The sequence below is a fragment of the Zwartia vadi genome, from assembly GCF_030410375.1.
In the GTDB taxonomy this organism is placed as follows: domain Bacteria; phylum Pseudomonadota; class Gammaproteobacteria; order Burkholderiales; family Burkholderiaceae_B; genus Zwartia; species Zwartia vadi.
In genome coordinates this window covers 74,279-92,594 of sequence record NZ_JAUHHE010000014.1, presented here as the reverse complement: position 1 = coordinate 92,594, position 18,316 = coordinate 74,279, and the positions used below count along the sequence as shown (strand labels likewise).

The window sequence follows — 18,316 nt, the reverse complement described above, 5'->3', positions numbered from 1 at the left end:
TTAACTAACGACCCAAATGCTGCTGGGCAAAAACGAAAAGCTCAAGTCGGTTGGCCAAACCAAGTTTGCTATAAATTGAACGCAAATGGTTACGAACGGTGTTCTCGCTGATTTCGAGATCCTTGGCGGTCTCGCGCAAGGTCTTGCCCCCTCCGTCCACAACGGCCTTCACAACAAGTTTTTCTTTGGCTGTCAGCTCAGCAATCCGCTTTTGCTCTTCGGAAAGCTCCTTGGACTGACCGAGACCACTAAAAATACGCGAGGTAATCTGTCGGTTAAACCAAAACTCACCGGCGTAAACCTTGGTGAGCGCTTTAAAAAGCTGAGCGCTATCAGCCTGGGGGTTAATCAAACCTCGTGCACCCTCCTTAAGCCAGTCCTCAACATTCGAGGGCTCGCGCTCAAGGGCAAGCAACAACACCTTCGCATCGCTCATGGCAGAGATGCGCAGCATCAGCGAAGGCTGCTCATCCTCGGCGCTCAAGAGCACCACATCGAAACGATCCGTCGTGGTGGTCAGAAACGCGGCAAGCTCTGAGCCTTTGGCAAACGTTTTCACGACGCAAAAAGTCGCATCCGAACGGATGAGACACTCAAGCGCAGATTGCACAAGAGGACTAGGATGGACGACGAGGATTTGAATTTGCATCACTGACCTTCGAGAAAGCTTTTGAGCTTGTCCGAACGACTTGGGTGACGGAGCTTGCGCAAGGCTTTAGCCTCTATTTGACGAATCCGCTCGCGCGTGACGTCAAACTGCTTGCCTACCTCTTCCAGGGTTTGGTCCGTGCTCATTTCAATACCAAAGCGCATGCGCAACACTTTTGCTTCACGAGGCGTCAACGAATCCAAAACCTCCTTGACGACATCGCGCATCGAACCGTGCAGTGCGGCATCCGCGGGTGCAAGCGTTGCCATGTCCTCGATGAAATCACCCAGGTGCGAATCGTCATCATCGCCGATCGGTGTTTCCATTGAAATCGGTTCTTTGGCAATTTTCAAGATCTTTCGAATCTTGTCCTCAGGCATGTCCATTTTTGAAGCCAGTGTCGCGGGATCAGGCTCGGCACCTGTCTCCTGCAAAATCTGACGACTGATACGATTCATTTTGTTAATCGTCTCAATCATGTGGACAGGAATACGGATCGTACGCGCCTGATCAGCGATCGAACGCGTAATAGCCTGTCGAATCCACCATGTTGCATAGGTAGAGAACTTGTAGCCCCGACGGTATTCAAACTTATCGACCGCCTTCATCAGGCCAATGTTGCCCTCCTGGATCAGATCCAGAAACTGTAAACCGCGGTTGGTGTACTTTTTAGCAATGGAGATCACCAGACGCAAGTTCGCCTCAGTCATCTCGCGCTTGGCCTTGCGAGCCTTTGCCTCGCCAGTGGCCATTTTCTTATTGACGTCTTTCAAGTCTTTAAGAGGCAGGACCACGCGGACTTGCAAATCGATCAGCTTTTGCTGAAGTTCCTGTACGGCAGGCACGTGACGTTCAAGCGTGTGCGCATAGTCAGTCGCCGCGGCGACTTCACCGAGCACCCAATCAAGGTTCGTTTCGTTGCCCGGGAAAACCTTGATGAAATGCGAACGAGGCATCCCAGCACGATCCACGCACGTATGGAGCACCTGACGCTCGATCTTGCGAACCTCCTCGACTTGGGCACGTAGAGTATCAGCTAGACGCTCGACCATTTTGGCTGTAAAACGAATGCCCATCAGCTCATTTTGAATCGCCTCTTGGGCCGCCATGTATGTGGGTGACCGATAACCATCCTGCTCATAGGCCGCACGCATTTTTGCAAACTCGATACCGACGATCTCAAACTTGGCCAAGCCCTTGACACGCAGATCCTCGAGCTGTTTGCTGCTCATGCCTCCTGCGGGACCATCTTCGTCTGCCTCGTCAGAAACGCCAGCACCTGCGTATTCAGCGCCATCGTCCGGATCAACCAAACCGTCGACCACTTCATCGATCTGAGCCTGTCCCTCACGAACACGCTGAACATGGTTCAGAATTTCATTGACAGTCGTCGGGCATGCCGAGATCGCCATCACCATGTGCTTGAGGCCTTCCTCGATCCGCTTGGCAATTTCGATCTCACCTTCACGAGTCAACAACTCAACCGTGCCCATTTCACGCATATACATGCGCACCGGATCAGTTGTTCGACCAAAATCCGAGTCAACTGTCGTCAGCGCCGCTTCGGCCTCGTCCTCGACGTCATCATCAGAGGTCGCGACAGGCGCATTTTCACCGAGCAACAACGTTTCAGCATCGGGAGCCTGATCGTAGACCGCGATACCCATATCGCTAAACGTGCTGATAATGCCATCAATGGCCTCAGCATCCACCAGATCATCAGGCAGATGGTCGTTGATCTCGCCGTAGGTTAGGTAACCACGATCCTTGCCAAGCTTAATCAGCGATTTCAGGCGATTTCGACGCGCTTCGTATTCCTCGGGCGTCACTGGACCGCGAGCTATCAGGTCCTTGCCCTCACCTTTGCCGCGCTTGCCACGCTTGATCGGTTTGAGTTCCGGCACAACCTCGACCTCGTGATCACCATCACCGGAGTCCCCAAAATCCGCGTCGTTATTGTTTGGATTTTTAGAGGGGCGACCAGGACGCCGACCTGTACCACCTGGAGGGCGACCACTCGCCTTTTTAGGCGGACCATCACCTTCGTCTTTTGGAGGAGCTGGCTTGGAGACATCGACTTTGCCAGGGGCCTTCGACGACACAGGTGCAGGAGGCGCAGCTTTAGCAGGAACTGCTTTAACGGCAGGCGCTGCGTCTTTAGCAGAGGCACTCTTGGCAGCGACTTTCGCTGGGGCTTTTTTGTCACCTTTGTCAGAGACTTTAGCACTCGGCTTGATAGCCGGTTTAGCAGCCGACGTAGCAGCCCCTTTTTCGGGGGACTTCGCTGCGGGCTTTGCTGCAGGTTTCTCTGCGGCTTTAGCGGCAGGTTTCACATTGCTTTTTGCGGTGCTGACTTTTTCGGGCACTGCGGATTTACTTTTTGAAGCCGACTTCATTGAATCCTTGACTGATTTGACTGCAGTTTTTACTGCGGAATGAGTTGAAACAGGTTTAGCTGGTGCATGCGTGGCGGACTTGGCAGCAGACTTGGAGGCTTGTTTGTTGGCAGGCTTGGCAACAGTCTTTGGAGCAGGTTTAGCCCTAGCTTTTGCAGGGGCTGATTTCGCTGTTGCCGATTTGGTTGATACCGTTTTGACTGATACCGTTTTAGTTGCTGACGACTTCGCAGCAGATGCTGCACCAGGCTTGGCACCCGACTTAGGCGTATTTTTACCTATTGCTTGAGTAGACTTGGCGACGACTTTAGTTGCCGCTTTAGGTGTTGGTTTTGCTGCAGCTATCGATTTTTTCTTGCCAACAGATTGAGTCATGATCGCTCTTGTTTTTTATGTGTGCATCAAGCACGAGCCTGCTCAATCCGTGCTTGAATCAAACACACGCCTGAGCTGCGTAAACCGTTGATTTTAACCGAATCAAGACGTTTTGCTTGATTCAATCACCCTCATTAGACGGGTGATACTCTGAGAAAGTTCCTGATATTTTTGCTGGGCATGCAAATTATTTAATCCCTGTCCAATGAGTGACTGCTGCTCGGCCTTTAAGCCATCCAATTCGATACGCCGCACAGCATCCTCCCACTCAAGCTGCGGGTTAGGCAAGGGTTCCTGAGCCATTAGATCCTCGGCAAGCGAGATCATCAGCACACCCAAATCCGCTCCGGGATCAGCGGCCTGAATCAAGGCGCCAACATGCCTGGCCCCCGAGGCCTGGATTAAAACGATTAAATCCCGCACCATTTCCAGATGAGGCCCGCGCGCCAAGATTTCAATCTGCTGCTCGCCCATTTGATCGACTAACTCCGGATGAGTCAAAAGCAGACGCAGCAAACGACGCGCCAACGGTGCGACGGCGCGAGGCGCAGACGCCTGCCGCCCCTGTCGGACTCGACCAGCAGGGAACTGACCGCCACGAGTAGGCGCACCAGCTTCATTCGAACCGTTTTCATGACCAAAGGACGGAAATATTGGACCCTCGTCAGCCGCAGCGCCTGCACGCGCCTGAGCTCCGGCAGAGGGCTGACCGGGATCAGGCAGCCCCGCCATTTTGTGGGGAGCCTCCTGAGCGAGCAATTGACTCAGCTCTTCAGGCGTAAATTGAACAAGACGCGCCAGCTCATTCTGTAGCTGGACTTTTAGAGCAATTGCAGGAATCTGCGCCAACAGGGGTCTCGCCTCATGCACCAGAGCAGAACGCCCCTCAAGCTCTTGAACAGAATGTCGCGCGGCCAACTCGTTTAGAAAAAAAGTGGAAAGCGCGTCCGATTCATTTATACACGCCCTGAAAGCTTCTTCGCCAAATTTCCGGATATAACTATCCGGATCATGCTCTGCCGGCAAAAATAAAAACCGGATAGATATATCATCCCTCAAGAATGGCAATGAAGCCTGAAGGGCCCGCCAAGCAGCCCGCCTGCCAGCGCCATCGCCATCGAAACTGAAGATGATTTTGTCGCTCGCACGAAGGAGCTTTTGAATATGTGTGGGCGTTGTCGCCGTCCCTAGTGCAGCAACCGCATGACGGACACCTAATTGCGCGAGACCGACAACGTCCATGTAGCCTTCGACCACAATCACGCAACCCTCAGCACGAATCGCGCTTCTGGCCTCAAACAGACCATACAGCTCATTGCCCTTGGAAAAGACAGGCGTTTCTGGGGAATTGAGGTATTTGGGCTCGCCCTTACCAATAATGCGTCCACCAAAGCCCACAATCTCGCCCTTGGCGTTTCGGATCGGGAACATGATGCGCTCACGAAAACGATCATAGCGGCGACCGTCTTCAGACTCGATTACAAGGCCAGACTCGACCAGAAGCGGATCGTCATAGCGTGGAAATACCTTCGCTAAAGCTTGGCGATCAGCACTGGCCCAGCCCAACCCAAATTCTTTGGCAATCTGCCCTGTCAGTCCTCTTTCCTTAAGGTAACGAATGGCCGCAGGACTATCACGCAATTGCGCAAGATAATGCTTTTGGGCAAGCTCGAGGACTTGGGTATGTTGGGAGATTTCTTCGCGTCGGCGAGAGCTCGCCGCTTTTTGTCCAGGAGATCGATTTTCCTCTGGGACAGTCATGCCCACAGCACTCGCAAGCGTACGGACTGCCTCAGGAAAACTGGCCCCAGTATGCTCAATCAAAAATGTGATGGCGCTCCCATGCGCTCCACAACCAAAACAATGATAAAACTGCTTTGCAGGGCTGACAGTGAAAGAGGGAGACTTTTCGTTATGAAAGGGACACAAACCTAAAAGGTTAATGCCGCCTTTCTTTAACTGCACGTAACGGCCGACGACATCTGCGACATCGACTCGGGCAAGAAGATCCTGGATAAAGGAATCTGGGATCAACGCTCAGACCATACGTGAACGGCGCAACGAGTGCGCCGTGAGATTAGTACATGCGTGGAGGCAATTGCTGGCTGCGGATGCGCTTGTAATGGCGCTTAACGGCGGCAGCCTGCTTGCGCTTACGCTCAGCAGTTGGCTTTTCATAAAACTCGCGGGCGCGCAATTCTGTCAACAGACCAGTTTTTTCGATTGTGCGCTTGAAGCGGCGAAGTGCGGCTTCGAAGGGCTCGTTTTCTTTCAGACGAACGATAGGCATAGGATGCGTGACGTAAAAAATAATACAGTTAAACAACTAAATAGCCTTAGATCATAGCATAAATACGCTATTTCGACAGATCTTTGGCGCTTTTTTCAACTAAATCTTGAGGGGTTAAGCTGTCATACATCTCAAAAGGCTGACGAATCCAAGGATTCGTCGACAGCTTTTCAACATAGAAATCCGGTACAACGCTCGAGCAGGCTTTGTACCAAATAACAGCCGACTGAATCGATTCAATACTTGGATAGGTTCTCATCAGGTGCTGACTGACCTCGCTGAGCGTGTGGCCACTATCCACCAGATCATCTACAAGAAGAAGACGCCCTGTGAGCGTCCCCTGCGTCATCGTGATGAATGGAGCAATATCGAGCTCGCCCTGGGCGCGACCGGCTTGCTCCCGGTAGCTGCTGGTCGCCAAAATCGCGAGAGGCAGCCTCAGCACTCTGGAAAACACGTCTCCGACTCTTAAGCCACCTCGTGCTAGACACAGAATCTGGTCGAACTTGGCCCCCGACAAGTGAACTAAGATAATCAGCCGCTCAATTAGACGATGATAAGTATCCCAATCCACCTGTAAATCCTGGCCCTCTTTGGTGTCGGACATCAGGATGCGAAGGGGTTGCGCAACATGATCGTTTCGTTGCGATCCGGACCCGTCGAGACCATGTCGATTGGTATACCGCAGACCTCGGACAAGCGCTTGAGGTAACGCTGAGCATTCACAGGCAAGCGATCAAAATCAGTGATCCCGACAGTCGACTCAGTCCAACCAGGCATTTCCTCGAGGATGGGTTTGGAGCGCGCAACAGCGGCCGCACCATAAGGCAGGACGTCACACTTTTGACCATCCAGCTCATAGCCCACACCCATTTTCAACACTGGCAAGCCATCCAGAACGTCCAGTTTAGTAATACACAGACCGGATATACCGTTCAAGCGGACTGAACGCTTCAGCGCGGCACCATCAAACCAGCCACAGCGGCGAGGACGCCCCGTCACCGAACCAAATTCTTTGCCAACGGTCGCCAGACGCGCCCCGGTCTCATCGAGGAGCTCCGTCGGGAATGGACCAGAACCGACTCGCGTCGCATAAGCCTTGGTGATGCCCAAAACATAATTCAGGCTTTGCGGCCCCACCCCTGCACCCGCAGCCGCCGCACCCGCCACGCAATTACTGCTGGTGACATAGGGATAGGTGCCATGATCAACATCCAATAGCGCGCCTTGAGCACCCTCGAACAGAAGATTTTGACCGGCCTGCTGGGCCATGAACAGCAAACTGCTGACATCCGCCACCATCGGAGCAACAGCAGGTGCCAAGGCCATCGCCTGATCAACGACCTCTTGTGCTGAAACAGCTTGCGCACCAAGGTACTTGGTCAGAACAAAGTTATGTAGGTCCAAGACCTCGTCAACTTTTGCACGAAAACCCTGGGGGTCAAACAAATCCTGAACGCGCAGCGCACGGCGAGCGACCTTGTCCTCGTAGGCGGGGCCAATACCCCGACCGGTCGTACCGATCTTGGCGTCGCCACGACGTGCTTCGCGCGCCTGATCGAGTGCAACGTGGTAGGGCAAAATCAAAGGACATGCCTCTGAAATTTTTAGACGTGACCGCACATCCAGACCAGCCGCCTCAAGCTCGGAAATCTCTTTGAGAAGCGCTTCGGGAGACAGCACGACGCCATTACCGATATAGCAAGTCACGCTAGGATGCATAATGCCCGAAGGAATCAATCGCAAAATAGTCTTTTTGCCATTGACCCAGAGTGTATGACCGGCATTATGCCCACCCTGGAAACGCACGACGCCCTTGGCAGACTCTGCGAGCCAATCAACAATCTTGCCCTTGCCTTCGTCACCCCATTGGGTGCCAATTACTACGATGTTCTTGCTCATATTGGGTAATCAAACCAATCAGTATCGAGAGAAATATCTCCAAGCACCAGGATAATCAAAATGAAAATCCTCGCACCGAAGCCTAAAGAACCTGCTGAACCATCCATTGACCGTTACGCAACACAAGCTCGCGATCAAATACAAACTCATCATGTGTGGCAACTTCACCGGGGAAAACTTGCACAACTATGTTGCCTCTCTGGCGCAAATCCTGCATCGCTTGGCGCAATCCAGCATCCTGCCCGGAAGGCGCTCGGATCGCAGGAGCCGGCAAGGCAGGCAACAAACCAGCCGCCAACTTGCGCAAATCCAGACTAAAGCCCGTTGCGGGACGCGCACGACCGAACGCTCGACTTACATCGTCATAACGCCCGCCCTGAACAATCGCATCATGCCAACCCTCGGCATAGATGGAAAATGTCACACCAGAGTGATATCCATAGGTACCAACATCGGCCAAATCAACGCCCACCGACACATCGTCTAGAGATGACAGCAACTGCTCAAGCGTATCCAAAGACTGTGTCACGCCGCTAGATGCCGGCAATACCTGACGCGCGCGCGCAATAACGGAAATATCACCGTAGAGCTGAGGTAAGGCGCAAAGCGCTTGAACCGTGGAAGACTGGAGAGCCAAGTCACCTTTGTCCAGCATGCTCAACCCAGGCAAGTCTTTTTCACGGAGCAATGCCATGATTTCATCTGCTCGGACTTGAGCCTGAGGATCGCCCTCTAGCAAGCTGCGCACCAAGCCAGCGTGACAAAGATCCAAGCGCACAGCCTGAACACCCGCCAACCTCGTACTTTCTAAAGATAAACGAATAATTTCAAGATCGGCCTCGACACCAGCGTGACCGTAAATATCGGCACCTATTTGCAAAAGCTCACGGCTCGACAGTAAGCCAGCAGGACGAGCATGCAAAACTGGGCCGCAGTAGCACAAGCGAGTGACCCCGGAACGATTCAGTAAATGCGCATCAATGCGTGTGACTTGCGGCGTCATATCAGCACGTACGCCCAGCGTACGGCCAGACAACTGGTCCACCAGTTTGCTGGTGCGCAGATTCAGGTCGCTTCCGGTTCCGGAAAGCAACGAATCGATGTATTCAACCAGAGGCGGCGCAACCAACTCAAAGCCGTAAGTACGGAACAAGTCCAGAAGATGCCTACGCAAATCTTCGATACGGCGCGCCTCGGCCGGCAACATATCTGCCAAACTTTCTGGCAACAACCAATTGCCTTTCATGATCGCAAGTAAATTTAAAAGGGTTAAGTTCAACAAGAACTCATAACAACCGCTCAATTGCCCGGCTGCGCTCAAAACGAGCGGCCAAACAAAAAGCGGCTTGGGGCGTAAGCCCGGCAAGCCGCCAGAACAATCGTTAAAGCTTACAATGCATTATACAGATTATCGAGGCATCGTACGGCTCTGACCGAGGCAAGTTCCTCAATCAAAGCCAAAGAGCATACAAACTATTTCTTACCCTGCGGGTTCTTGAGATACTTGAAAAAGTCTGAGCTCGGATCGACAACCAGGATATCTCCCGATTTTCCGAACGCCGCACGATAGCCCTCCAAACTCTTATAGAAGCTATAGAACGGAAGATCCGCACCATAGGCCTTGGCGTATAAGCCAGCAGCCTCAGCCTCGCCCTCACCCATGATCGCCTCGGCACGACCATACGCACGAGCCAAGATTTGCTCGCGCTCGCGATCCGCCTCGGCACGAATACGCTCACCCTCGGCCGCCCCGATCGAACGCAGCTCGTTCGCCACTCGCACACGCTCTGACTCCATACGGCGATAGACCGACTCGGAAATCTCCGGAGCAAACTCGATACGTTTGAGTCGGACGTCGACGATCTTAACTCCCAATGGTTCGGCGCGCTTTGCGACGTTATTGAGCACCTCGGTCATGATGACATCGCGTTCAAGTGATACAACATCCTTGACGGTACGAATGTTGACTGAAGCGTTCAACGCATCTCTGATCTGAGCTTGTAGACGCTCGCGTGCAGCGCGTTCGTTGCCACCGAAGGTCACGTAGTACAGCCTGGGGTCAACAATACGCCACTTGACGAACGAATCAATCAACAGGTTTTTCTTCTCAGAGGTTTGAATCCGCTCTGCTTCCTGCAAATCAATCGTTAAGAGTCTTTTATCCAAGGTCACCACATTTTGAAATGGAGGTGGCAACTTAAAATAAAGACCCGGTTCGGAGATGATCTTTTTGACTTCGCCGAGCGCAAAAACCAGCGCATAGTCACGCTCACGGACAATAAACACGGAGGAAGACAGCACCACCGCGCCAATGAACAAGGCGATCAACAGGGGAAATAATCTTTTCATGATTCTGTCCTCTGTGTTATCGACTGCCGCGATCGCGCGTCAGTGTGTTGGAAGGCCCTTGAGCAGCTGGCCGTGTGACAGGCGCAGGCTGAGTCAGGGGAGCGGGTGCGTTGGTTTGAACAGGAGTATTTGCCATGGGGTTAGGACGCTGCGCGCCTTGAGCAGCTTGCTGTGTGATCTTGTCCAGCGGCAAATAAAGCATATTGTTCGAACCTGAAGTATCGACCAGAATCTTGCTGGCATTGGCGAACATTTGCTGCATCGTTTCTAGATACATACGCTCGCGAAGAACTTCGGGAGCCTTGCGATACTCCGCCAGTACGCTTGTAAAGCGGGCAGTGTCACCGACTGCGTTACCCACTACGCGGGCACGGTAGCCTTCGGCTTGCTCCAGCATCCGCGAAGACTGACCCGCTGCAAGAGGCACAATCTGATTGCGATAAGCCTGACCTTCGTTGATCTGGCGCTCGCGATCCTGACCTGCTTTCACAGCATCGTCGAATGCGGCTTGAACAGGCTCTGGAGGCTGAACGTTCTGAATCGCCACGCTGCTCACCTGAATGCCGGTCTGGTAGCGATCAAGAATTTCTTGCATTTGCTTTTGAACCTCGGCGGCAACAGCAGTACGACCCTCGTAAAGAACGAAGTCCATGGAGCGTGTACCAACAACCTCTCTCATGGCAGACTGAGAAACCTGGCGAACAGATTCGTCAGGATCCTTTGTTTTAAAAAGGTAATCAGGTGCGCCATCTGCACGCAGGCGATATTGAACAACGAACTGCACATCCACGATGTTTTCATCATCTGTCAACATCAGGGACTCGGGCAACACGCGATTGCGGGGATTCCCGCGAAAGCCAACCTCGAACGTACGCAATTGAGAGAGATTAACCATCTCATGCGACTGAATCGGGGCAGGAATACGCCACTGAAAACCAGCCTGTGCCGTGCTCTTGTATTTACCAAACTGCGTAATCACCGCAACCTGGCCTTCTTGGACAATAAAGAAACCACTTACAAGCCAAAGAACCACCGCGGCAGCGACAATGACTCCCAGTCCAATTTTGGACTGACGAGGCGTCGGACCACCACTACCAAGCGGTCCGCCTGTATTGCCACCACCCCGCTTGCCACCAAAAAGACCACCAAGACGGTTGTTGAAATCACGCCAAACCTGATCCAGATCGGGTGGACCATTTCCCTGAGGCGGACGACGAGGAGGCTCGTTGCCGCCACCGCCCTGACCCCGACCCCAGCCGGGATCATTCAGATTGAATATTTTCGTAAGAGATCGCATTATTTTCCGAGGTAGTAGCAAACTGACTGATCGCGTCACGCAACCCGCTCAAGCCAGAGCGCTTTTGAGCACTTAAAAAAACTCGACAAATCGTACCATGTTCGTCTCGTTCGACACGAGATTCCAGTCCTGCCAAGTCGGTTTTGTTGTAGACCATTATGCAGGGAATATCTGCTGCACCGATGTCCGCCAGGACTTTGTTGACCTCGGCGATTTGCTCATCGCGCTGAGGACTCGCGGCATCCACAACATGCAAGAGTAAATCCGCCTGCGTGGCTTCTTCGAGAGTGGCCCGAAATGCGGCAATCAACGTGGGAGGTAAGTCCCGAATGAAACCCACAGTATCCGAAAGGGTAATTTGACCGGCCCCCTCAATCCACAAGCGGCGCGTCGTCGTGTCAAGTGTGGCAAACAGCTGGTCGGCAGCGTAGGCATCGGCACGGGTCATTGCATTAAACAATGTGGATTTGCCGGCGTTGGTATACCCAACCAGAGAAACCGAGAGGATTGAGCCGCGGACACGAGATCTGCGCTGCGTTGTGCGTTGGCGCTGGGCACGTTCGAGACGCTCGCGCAAAAGTTTGACTTTGCCGCCGATCATCCGACGATCCATCTCGAGCTGAGATTCACCAGGACCTCGCATGCCAATGCCGCCTCGCTGTCGCTCTAAGTGAGACCAAAGGCGTGTCAATCTGGTCGATAGGTGTTGAAGTTGCGCAAGCTCGACCTGAAGTTTGCCTTCATGACTTTTAGCGCGCAGCGCAAAAATATCCAGAATCAGGGCTACGCGGTCAACAACTCTCAGGTTGAATTGACGTTCGAGGTTACGTTGCTGTGCGGGTGAAAGCGGCTGATCAAAAAGAACCACTTCGGCCTCGGACTCTTGGGCGAGCAGAACGCCCTCCTGGACCTTGCCGGAACCTATAAAGTAGGCTGCATCTGGGCGCTGACGGCGGGCGTTGAGTGTTGCCACCAAATTAGCGCCGGCACCCTTGGCCAGCAACGCAAACTCTTCAGCATGCGCAGCATGGTCAGGGGATCCGAGATCAACACTGATGATTAACGCACGCATGCGTCAATCTCAGTTTGACTATTCAGCCTCTGCTTCAGCGGAGGCATCAACAGGCAAGCTGACGGCGCGTGCAGGGACGACCGTGGAAATAGCGTGTTTGTAGACCATTTGAGTCACGGTGTTGCGAAGCAACACAACGTATTGATCAAACGACTCGACCTGACCCTGAAGCTTGATACCATTCACCAGATAAATCGAAACGGGAATGTGCTCTTTACGCAGTGCATTCAGGAAAGGATCTTGCAAAGTTTGCCCTTTATTGCTCATTGGCAGGCTCCATATGTTGTTTTAAACGACCCCGCATTGTGAAACATTTGCTGCGATGCGGCGCCAATGACCATACTGTACAGGGTTTCCCCTCGACACGCTAGTAAATGAAACGTTTAGTTACCAATTGATCGTTGAAAGAGGCTTCAACTCAAAATAAGCCGACAAGCATCCAAAAGTTGGGCGCACTGCTCATCTGTACCAATCGTGATACGCAAAAACTGATCAATACGAGGTGTTTTAAAGTGACGAACAATAATATTCTTTTCACGTAGTGCTGCAGCCAACGCTGCACCATCTCGTGCGGGATGTTTGGCAAATACAAAATTAGCCGCAGAAGGCAACACCTGAAACCCAAGTTGTTCGAGCCCGTTGGTCAAGGCTTCGCGTGAATGAACTACGGCATCACGAGTTTTTTCAAAATATTCCTGATCCTCCATTGCCGCGGTTGCACCAGCGAGCGCGAGACGATCGAGTGGATAGGAATTAAAACAGTTTTTCACACGGTCTAAACCCTGGATAAGATCAGGATGACCCATCGCATAGCCCACGCGCAATCCAGCCAAAGAACGAGACTTGGACAACGTATGAACAATCAATAAATTAGGGTATTTGTCGATCAGGCTGACGGCGCTTTGCGCGCCAAAATCCACATAGGCTTCGTCTACTACCACGACAACATCCTGATTCGCAGCGATGATACGTTCAACCTCACCCAATTTATGCGCGGCACCTGTTGGCGCGTTGGGATTAGGGAAAATAATTCCACCCACCGGGCCGACCGCAGCGCCGGGAAGGTAATCCTCCACCCTGATTTTCAACTCGCTATCTAGGGGAATCGTTTTGAAATCAATTTCGTAGAGACCACAATAGACAGGGTAAAAACTGTAGGTGATATCCGGAAATACCAGGGGCCGATCGTGCTTGAGTAGCGCATGAAAAACGTGCCCCAGCACTTCATCAGAGCCATTGCCAACAAAAATTTGATCAAGTGCCAAGCCGAACCGACGTGCAATAGACTGCCTAAGCTCGAGAGCCGAAGGATCTGGATACAGCCTCAAACTGTCATTCGCATGCGCCTTGATTGCCTCGATCACTTTAGGTGACGGGCCATAAGGATGCTCATTTGTGTTGAGCTTAATCAAGTTTTGTATCCGCGGCTGCTCGCCCGGCACATAGGGATCAAGCTTAGCGACCAAACTATTCCAGTAACGACTCATGAATACTCAATTATCGGCGTAAGGGTTATAGGACGATTTAAATTCAATCCGCAAAGGTGTGCCAGCCAATTCGAAAGCATCCCGGAATCTGTTTTCAAGATAGCGTCGATATGAATCAGGGATGGCATCCAAGGCATTGCCGTGAACAATGATCAGAGGAGGATTTTGTCCACCTTGATGAGCGTAGCGCATTTTGGGTCTAAAAATCCCCTTGCGTGGAGGGGGCTGTTGCTCCACGGCGGCCTGGAGTTCTCTTGTCAAACGCGGAGTCGACAGCTTGGAAAAGGCAGCAGCGTGTGCGGCATTAACAGATTTCAAGACGGTATTGATGCCTTGTCCGCGCAAAGCAGAAATCGTGTGCACACGGGCAAACGACAAGAACCGTAACTTTCGGTCGAACTCACGCTGGATTTTTTCGCGCTGATCGGCGTCCAGCCCATCCCATTTATTGATTGCGACTACTAGCGCACGCCCCGTTTCAAGAATAAAGCCTGCGATGTGTGCATCTTGCTCGGAGACTTCTTGTTGCGCGTCGATCATGAGCAGCACCACATTGCTGGCTTCAATCGCCTGGAGGGTCTTGATGACAGAAAACTTTTCAATCGCTTCAAACACCTTGCCGCGCTTGCGTAAGCCGGCCGTGTCAATCAAGGTATATTGTTTGCCGCCACGATCAAACTCGATCTCGATCGCATCACGCGTCGTACCGGGCATATCAAAAGCAATCACACGCTCTTCACCAAGAAGCGTGTTGATTAATGTCGACTTTCCAACATTGGGACGTCCCACAATAGCCAGTTTGATACGATGTTTGAGCTCGGGCTCCGACTGCTCACCCTCAACCTTAAGCGCCTCAGCAGAGGGCTCTGCATCGTCAGCATCGAATGCGTGCGGTTCGGGAGCAGGCTCACCGAGCCCCTCCAGCGCATGCTCGATCAGATCCGCAATGCCATCACCATGCGCAGCTGAAATAGCAACAGGAAGACCCAGTCCCAGCTCATGGAACTCAGCCACAGCGCTACCATGGGGCATGCCTTCGGCCTTGTTGACACAGAGAATCACACGCTGCCCGAGCTTGCGCAACAGTCTGGAAATATCGTGATCGTGCGCATTCAGGCCTGCGCGCGCATCCACCATAAAAATTACGACATCCGCTTCGGCAATTGCTTGTTTGGTCTGTCGCGCCATCTGATGCAGGATGCCTGTTTTAGCAACAGGTTCAAAACCTCCCGTATCGACAACAATGAAAGGCGTCTCACCCACTCTCCCCTCGCCGTAATGACGGTCCCGGGTCAGTCCCGAAAAGTCGGCAACCAGCGCTGAGCGCGATCGCGTCAAACGATTAAAAAGGGTAGATTTACCCACATTGGGGCGACCCACTAAAACGACGACAGGTTTCACAGACACGAGTTATTTCAACGCCAACATTACGAGCGCACCATCACCCGTTTGAACAAGCACGCCCTGGGGCGTGGCCAAAAGCGGAGAGCGAATCGCGCCGCCGCCAACAGATACACGGGCAAGCATATGCCCATCATCTTTTGCAAGGAAATGCACAAATCCTTCAAAATCACCCAGTGCTACAGCCACACCCGCCGCAGCAGGGCTGGTCAGTTTGCGATTGCGCAAAGCTTCTTGAGTCCAGACTGCAGAACCATTTTGTAAGCTTAAAGCCGTCACGACATCAGTCTGGCTGGGAATATAGACTTGGGTGTTATCGATCGTCAGACCGACAAGGGATGAATAATCCTTCGCCCAAACCGGGCGCCCACCCGCGGCGATATCAAAGCAGACAACCCGCCCCTGATAGGACGCCGCACACATCACAGGGCCGAGCACCACTGGTGCGCCAACAATATCAATCACACGATCAAGATCGGTTGACCCTTTGGGAATCGATACAACCCCCTCCCACTGGACATCGCCTGATACAGCATTGATACCCAGCAGCTTTCCTCCAGGTATCGCACTCACCACGAGACCCTCCAGCATCACCATCCTGGTGGGTGCACGCAAGGCCAGAGCGGGGCCAGGTCGCTGGACGCTCCAAATACGATCGCCCGTTTCAGCATTGAAGGCCTGCACACGGTAGTCGCCACTGCGCACCACCACAACACCATAGCCAACTACAGGCGGGATCGAGACATCGCTCGTAGCCTGAGTGCGCCACTTGACCTGACCAGACTCGTCCAACGCTACCACCATACCCTCTCGCGTCACGACTGCAGTAATCTTTCCATCACTGCCAGCGCCGGCCGAGAGTTTTTTATCAATCATTGCTCGCCAGACGACAGCGCCCGACTGAAGATCGACCTTCGCAACAGCACCATCTGGTGTGGCGGCATAAGCCGAACCTGAAATAATCGTTGGTGCAAAGCCAATACCTGAACCGCTACCAATTTGAGTTTTCCACGCAGCCTGCGCAGCAAGTCCGGGGGAGAACGAGGTCAATGGTGTTGGCTTGTAGCGATCATCCCCGCCCCCGAACAGGCCGCAGCCCGCAAGAGTGAAGGATGCAATCAGCATCATCGTGACTCGAACTAGACTTCCCGCAAAGGCTTTGCGCATGGTCAACCTCCCAATGCATCAAGTTTGAGCTTAACGATTGGTGTCAAAGGATTCGCGACACCAAGTGACTCGATTGCTTGATTCCAAGCTTTTTTTGCATCGGCGTCTTTACCTTGAGCCGCCAATACATCGCCCCGACGGTCGGCAAACAAACCTTCAAAGGAAGGCGGCGCGTCTTTTAGCTGTGCCAGCGCCAAATCGTATTCTTTTTGATCAAGAAACAATGCCGAAAGACGCAACTTCGCGACAGGCACCAGAGCCGCATGTTTGGATTGTGCGAGCCACTCCAACTGCGCACGCGCACCAGGCAAATCCTTGCGAGCAACAAGAGCAGACGCTGCAACCAGCGCACCCCGCGCAGCATAATCCGTCGTGGCGTAATCTTTTCTTAGGGTTGTCATCGCAGCATTGATGCGGGCGACAGACTCTTCTCCTTGCGAGCGCCCTGCTTCTTCAAGTGCCTCAAAATAGCCGCGAGCCTGGGAGGACTGATGCCCTTCGTACCACTGCCAGCCCCTCCAGCCGCCAACCACCGCAGTCGCGATGATCAAGACTGTCAAAATCAGGGTACCGTACTTGTTCCACCAGGCTTTAATCTGGTCTAGTTGTTCTTGCTCGTCGAGATCGTAAGCCATACCTAATTAACCTTATCTTTCAAAAACATCACCAAATCATCAAGCGGTACTTGTTGCTGAGCGAGAGTATCAGAAGGATCACCACGCAACATCTTGACTGACGCTGCCCCCGCGGCGAGCTCATCGCCCCCAAGAATAACCGCAATCCGAGCGCCACTTGTATCCGCTCGCTTGAACTGCGACTTAAAACTTCCGGAACCAGCATGAACAATCGCGGAAATACCCTCATCGCGGAGCCTTTCTGCCAACGTAGCCGCTTTACGTTGTGCATGCTCTCCTTGATGAACAAAATACACCAAGCATTCAGGCTGTTGAGTCTCGGGCTGATATTGACCCCACAAATCCATCAGTCTTTCCATACCGATTGCGAAACCGACTGCAGGGGCGGATTTTCCGCCTAGCAACTCGATCAGGCCATCATAGCGACCACCGCCGCAAACCGTAGCCTGCGCGCCTAGCTTGTCGGTCACCCACTCGAAAACTGTGAGATTGTAGTAATCCAACCCTCTTACCATTCTGGGATTGAGACGATACGCGACCCCGGCATCGTCTAGACGTTCACAAACACCCGAGAAATGGGCGCGAGACTCTTCGCCTAAAAAGTCAAATAACTTGGGCGCCGAGTCAGCCATCGCTTGCATGGCAGGATTTTTAGTATCCAGCACACGCAAAGGATTGGTGTACATCCGACGCAACCCGTCCTCGTCAAGCACATCTTTGTGTGCCTCAAGGTGTGCAATCAAGGCTGCGCGATGCGCGGCGCGCTCTTGTCCTTGCCCAAGTGAATTGAGCTCAAGCTGCACATCCGTGATCCCAAGGGCTTTCCAAAGTCTGGCAACCATCACGATCAGTTCAGCATCAATGTCGGGGCCCGCCAAGCCGAGTGCCTCGACATCTATCTGATGAAACTGTCTGTATCGACCTCTCTGCGGACGCTCGTGCCTGAAAACAGGTCCCATCGCATACACGCGCTGAGGACGGTCATAAAGCAAATTATGTTCGATTGCAGCCCGAACCATGCCGGCAGTGAATTCTGGTCGCATGGTCAACGATTCGCCATTCAGTGAATCAATGAAGCTGTACATCTCTTTTTCTACAATGTCAGTGACCTCGCCAATGCCACGCGTGAACAGACGGGTATGCTCGAGAATAGGCGTTCGCATATTTCTGTAGCCGTATGCGGTGAGCCAAGTGCGTACGATTTCTTCGAGCTGCTCCCAGCGCGCACCCGCGCCGGGCAATGCATCGTTCATACCGCGTATGGCGGTGACCTTGGAAAAAGCTTGTGTCATAAAT

16 protein-coding genes are annotated in these 18,316 nt (G+C 52.9%); all 16 read right to left on the bottom strand.

Annotated features, from left to right (window positions below; genetic code table 11):
* Positions 1-4 precede the first annotated feature (4 nt).
* Positions 5-649 (bottom strand): response regulator transcription factor, encoded by a 645-nt coding sequence (locus QWY27_RS12625; protein ID WP_290198731.1) that lies wholly within the window; start codon positions 647-649, stop codon positions 5-7.
* A complete protein-coding gene (gene rpoD / locus QWY27_RS12620) occupies positions 649-3,045 on the bottom strand; it encodes an RNA polymerase sigma factor RpoD (RefSeq protein ID WP_290198746.1) in 2,397 nt (798 codons plus the stop codon). The genes QWY27_RS12625 and rpoD overlap by 1 nt, the downstream gene beginning before the upstream one ends.
* Before the next feature lie 477 nt (positions 3,046-3,522).
* The gene (gene dnaG, locus QWY27_RS12615) at positions 3,523-5,454 is read right to left on the bottom strand and encodes a DNA primase (RefSeq protein ID WP_290198730.1); all 1,932 of its coding nucleotides are present in this window, start codon (positions 5,452-5,454) and stop codon (positions 3,523-3,525) included.
* A gap of 43 nt (positions 5,455-5,497) precedes the next feature.
* Positions 5,498-5,710 (bottom strand): 30S ribosomal protein S21, encoded by a 213-nt coding sequence (gene rpsU / locus QWY27_RS12610; protein ID WP_028817338.1) that lies wholly within the window; start codon positions 5,708-5,710, stop codon positions 5,498-5,500.
* Positions 5,711-5,777: 67 nt separating this feature from the next.
* The gene (locus tag QWY27_RS12605) at positions 5,778-6,317 is read right to left on the bottom strand and encodes a phosphoribosyltransferase (RefSeq protein ID WP_290198729.1); all 540 of its coding nucleotides are present in this window, start codon (positions 6,315-6,317) and stop codon (positions 5,778-5,780) included.
* Positions 6,317-7,612 (bottom strand): adenylosuccinate synthase, encoded by a 1,296-nt coding sequence (locus tag QWY27_RS12600; protein WP_290198728.1) that lies wholly within the window; start codon positions 7,610-7,612, stop codon positions 6,317-6,319. The genes QWY27_RS12605 and QWY27_RS12600 overlap by 1 nt, the downstream gene beginning before the upstream one ends.
* A gap of 82 nt (positions 7,613-7,694) precedes the next feature.
* Positions 7,695-8,858 (bottom strand): ATP phosphoribosyltransferase regulatory subunit, encoded by a 1,164-nt coding sequence (locus QWY27_RS12595; RefSeq protein WP_290198745.1) that lies wholly within the window; start codon positions 8,856-8,858, stop codon positions 7,695-7,697.
* Positions 8,859-9,085: 227 nt separating this feature from the next.
* Positions 9,086-9,961, bottom strand: coding sequence for a protease modulator HflC (gene hflC, locus QWY27_RS12590; RefSeq protein ID WP_290198727.1), 876 nt, complete (start codon positions 9,959-9,961; stop codon positions 9,086-9,088).
* A gap of 16 nt (positions 9,962-9,977) precedes the next feature.
* Positions 9,978-11,258 carry an FtsH protease activity modulator HflK gene (gene hflK / locus QWY27_RS12585; protein ID WP_290198726.1) on the bottom strand — a complete coding sequence of 427 codons (1,281 nt, stop codon included), beginning with the start codon at positions 11,256-11,258 and terminating at the stop codon, positions 9,978-9,980.
* Positions 11,224-12,330, bottom strand: a complete 1,107-nt coding sequence (hflX, locus tag QWY27_RS12580; protein WP_290198725.1) for a GTPase HflX — start codon at positions 12,328-12,330, stop codon at positions 11,224-11,226. The genes hflK and hflX overlap by 35 nt, the downstream gene beginning before the upstream one ends.
* An 18-nt stretch (positions 12,331-12,348) precedes the next feature.
* Positions 12,349-12,597, bottom strand: coding sequence for an RNA chaperone Hfq (gene hfq, locus QWY27_RS12575; RefSeq protein WP_028817344.1), 249 nt, complete (start codon positions 12,595-12,597; stop codon positions 12,349-12,351).
* A gap of 146 nt (positions 12,598-12,743) precedes the next feature.
* Positions 12,744-13,817: a histidinol-phosphate transaminase gene (gene hisC / locus QWY27_RS12570; protein ID WP_290198723.1), complete on the bottom strand. Its 1,074-nt coding sequence runs from the start codon at positions 13,815-13,817 to the stop codon at positions 12,744-12,746.
* Positions 13,818-13,823: 6 nt separating this feature from the next.
* A complete protein-coding gene (gene der, locus QWY27_RS12565) occupies positions 13,824-15,224 on the bottom strand; it encodes a ribosome biogenesis GTPase Der (RefSeq protein ID WP_290198722.1) in 1,401 nt (466 codons plus the stop codon).
* A gap of 3 nt (positions 15,225-15,227) precedes the next feature.
* A complete protein-coding gene (gene bamB / locus QWY27_RS12560) occupies positions 15,228-16,385 on the bottom strand; it encodes an outer membrane protein assembly factor BamB (protein WP_435433483.1) in 1,158 nt (385 codons plus the stop codon).
* A 2-nt stretch (positions 16,386-16,387) separates the two neighbouring features.
* On the bottom strand, positions 16,388-17,020 hold the full coding sequence (locus tag QWY27_RS12555) for a YfgM family protein (RefSeq protein WP_290198721.1): 633 nt from the start codon (positions 17,018-17,020) through the stop codon (positions 16,388-16,390).
* Positions 17,021-17,022: 2 nt separating this feature from the next.
* The gene (hisS, locus tag QWY27_RS12550; protein ID WP_290198720.1) at positions 17,023-18,312 is read right to left on the bottom strand and encodes a histidine--tRNA ligase; all 1,290 of its coding nucleotides are present in this window, start codon (positions 18,310-18,312) and stop codon (positions 17,023-17,025) included.
* Between the last annotated feature and the right edge of the window lie 4 nt (positions 18,313-18,316).

Excerpts from the sequence above, each read along its gene's own strand:
- rpsU (WP_028817338.1), bottom strand. The coding sequence starts at position 5,710 with ATGCCTATCGTTCGTCTGAAAGAAAACGAGCCCTTCGAAGCCGCACTT.
- hisC (WP_290198723.1), bottom strand. The coding sequence starts at position 13,817 with ATGAGTCGTTACTGGAATAGTTTGGTCGCTAAGCTTGATCCCTATGTG.
- hflX (WP_290198725.1), bottom strand. The coding sequence starts at position 12,330 with ATGCGTGCGTTAATCATCAGTGTTGATCTCGGATCCCCTGACCATGCT.
- hflK (WP_290198726.1), bottom strand. The coding sequence starts at position 11,258 with ATGCGATCTCTTACGAAAATATTCAATCTGAATGATCCCGGCTGGGGT.
- QWY27_RS12605 (WP_290198729.1), bottom strand. The coding sequence starts at position 6,317 with ATGTCCGACACCAAAGAGGGCCAGGATTTACAGGTGGATTGGGATACT.
- QWY27_RS12595 (WP_290198745.1), bottom strand. The coding sequence starts at position 8,858 with ATGAAAGGCAATTGGTTGTTGCCAGAAAGTTTGGCAGATATGTTGCCG.
- bamB (WP_435433483.1), bottom strand. The coding sequence starts at position 16,385 with ATGCGCAAAGCCTTTGCGGGAAGTCTAGTTCGAGTCACGATGATGCTG.
- QWY27_RS12625 (WP_290198731.1), bottom strand. The coding sequence starts at position 649 with ATGCAAATTCAAATCCTCGTCGTCCATCCTAGTCCTCTTGTGCAATCT.
- hfq (WP_028817344.1), bottom strand. The coding sequence starts at position 12,597 with ATGAGCAATAAAGGGCAAACTTTGCAAGATCCTTTCCTGAATGCACTG.
- QWY27_RS12600 (WP_290198728.1), bottom strand. The coding sequence starts at position 7,612 with ATGAGCAAGAACATCGTAGTAATTGGCACCCAATGGGGTGACGAAGGC.
- hflC (WP_290198727.1), bottom strand. The coding sequence starts at position 9,961 with ATGAAAAGATTATTTCCCCTGTTGATCGCCTTGTTCATTGGCGCGGTG.
- hisS (WP_290198720.1), bottom strand. The coding sequence starts at position 18,312 with ATGACACAAGCTTTTTCCAAGGTCACCGCCATACGCGGTATGAACGAT.
- QWY27_RS12555 (WP_290198721.1), bottom strand. The coding sequence starts at position 17,020 with ATGGCTTACGATCTCGACGAGCAAGAACAACTAGACCAGATTAAAGCC.
- rpoD (WP_290198746.1), bottom strand. The coding sequence starts at position 3,045 with ATGAAGTCGGCTTCAAAAAGTAAATCCGCAGTGCCCGAAAAAGTCAGC.